This is a genomic window from uncultured Campylobacter sp., assembly GCF_938040115.1.
Lineage (GTDB): Bacteria > Campylobacterota > Campylobacteria > Campylobacterales > Campylobacteraceae > Campylobacter_A.
In genome coordinates, this window is sequence record NZ_CALHXD010000135.1 from 1 (window position 1) to 1,691 (window position 1,691).

The window sequence follows — 1,691 nt, forward strand, 5'->3', positions numbered from 1 at the left end:
GTGTGTTTGGCGTCAAATTTATAAAACAAAAACGCGATGAAATTTAAAAAAGGATCCAGCAAAAACGCGGGCGTAACGGTAAAGATAAATTTAAAAAATCTATAAAGCCAAAGGTAAAATAAATCACGCATCAAGTAGCCTTTTTGCCGCGTTTGCGATAGCCTGCGGCGCGATATCTCGCACGCAAAAGTCGCTTTTATCTATCTTTTTCGCGTCTATTTTTTTGCCCGCGTCTAGCGTTAAATTTACGGGGCTAGCAAAGGCGTTTCGCTCTGCGGGGCGGTTGCCAAAAAGCGTGATAGAGGGGCGATTTTGCGCCCAGGCGATATGCGTCACGCCGCTATCGTTGCCGATAACAAGGTCGCAGGACGAGATAAAGCTTACGAGCTCTTTTAGATTTAAGCTTAGCGGTTTTGCGTTTGAGTTTTTGATCAAATTTATGGCTTTTTTCTCCTCGTTTTCGCCGTTAAAGCAGACGAAAATTTCATTTTGCGGCTCGTCTAGCAGAGCGATAACGTCTTCAAATTTATCGTAAATTTTACTCGGCTCGCTAGCAAAAGGCGCTATCAAAATTTTCTTTTTTAAGCTTTGAGATTTACTTTGCAAGGCGCTAAAACAAGGCTGTTTGGCTAAAATTTCATCCTCGCTAAAACTAAAGCCCAAAGCAAAAGCCGTAAGTTTTAAATTTCGCAAGATAATATTTTCACCGTAGTCGCAATTAAATTTATGCCTATAAAACAGCGCCGCAAGCGGCTCTTTGACGCTAAATTTATCAAATCCGTAACTGTTTTTGCCAAGAAGCTTCGCAACCGCGGCGGATTTGATCAGCCCTTGCAGGTCGATGACGTAGTCAAATTCGCCCTCTTGTTTAGCAGAGGCTATCAGCTCCAAGCTTTTTTTGTACTCGCCGTTTTTTAGCGGTAGCGATACGACGCGCGAAATTTGCGGGCAAAGGAACAAAATCTCGCTAAATTTAGCGTCGGCAAACCACGTAATTTTGGCTTGCGGTAAGTGCTTTTTGATAAACTGTAGCACGGTCGCCGCATGGACGATATCGCCCAGGGCGGAGAGCTTGATAACGGCGATGTTTGGGCTTAAATTTTTACTCATTTACCGCTTTTATAAAGATTTTTAGCTATCATTTTAGGCAAAAATAGCTAAAAAAGGTTTGAAATGGCTAAAAATTATATCTGCGTTTTTGACTGCGAGACGGTGCCCGACACCGCGCTTTTGCGTAAAATTTACGGCTTTGAGGGAAGCGACGCGGAGGTGGCGAGGCAGGCGTTTGCCGCGCAAAAAGCGGCAAGCGGTAGCGAGTTTTTGCCCGTGATGTTTCACCGCGTCGTGGCGATCTCTGCGGTGATGGCGGACGAGTACGGTAAATTTTTGCGCGTAAGCACGATGAAAGGCGCAAACGAGCGCGAAATCCTAAATAAATTTATCGGTTTCGTAAATTCGCACAACCCGCGCCTAGTGAGCTTTAACGGACGGGGCTTTGATCTGCCGATGATTTTAACTCGCGCGATGAGGTACAACGTCTCGTTTCCGAGCTTTTACGAGGTCGAAAACAAGGAGCTTGGCAAAGGCAAATGGGACGGCAACTACCGCGACAGGTATAGCGGCAAATTTCACTTCGATCTGCTCGATCACGTGAGCGAGTTTGGCTCCGTGCGCGGGCTAAAGCTCGATAC

General features: G+C 45.6%; 2 protein-coding genes. One reads left to right on the top strand and one right to left on the bottom strand.

What is annotated here, in order from left to right:
• Positions 1-123: 123 nt before the first annotated feature.
• Positions 124-1,110, bottom strand: coding sequence for a lipopolysaccharide heptosyltransferase I (gene waaC / locus Q0314_RS05065; protein ID WP_298057229.1), 987 nt, complete (start codon positions 1,108-1,110; stop codon positions 124-126).
• 63 nt (positions 1,111-1,173) lie between these two features.
• Between waaC and Q0314_RS05070 the strand changes: the two genes are divergently transcribed.
• On the top strand, positions 1,174-1,691 hold a 518-nt coding region (locus Q0314_RS05070), incomplete at its 3' end, for a 3'-5' exonuclease (protein ID WP_298057231.1).

Bases quoted from the DNA above. Each gene is read 5' to 3' on its own strand.
- waaC (WP_298057229.1), bottom strand. From the start codon at position 1,110: ATGAGTAAAAATTTAAGCCCAAACATCGCCGTTATCAAGCTCTCCGCC.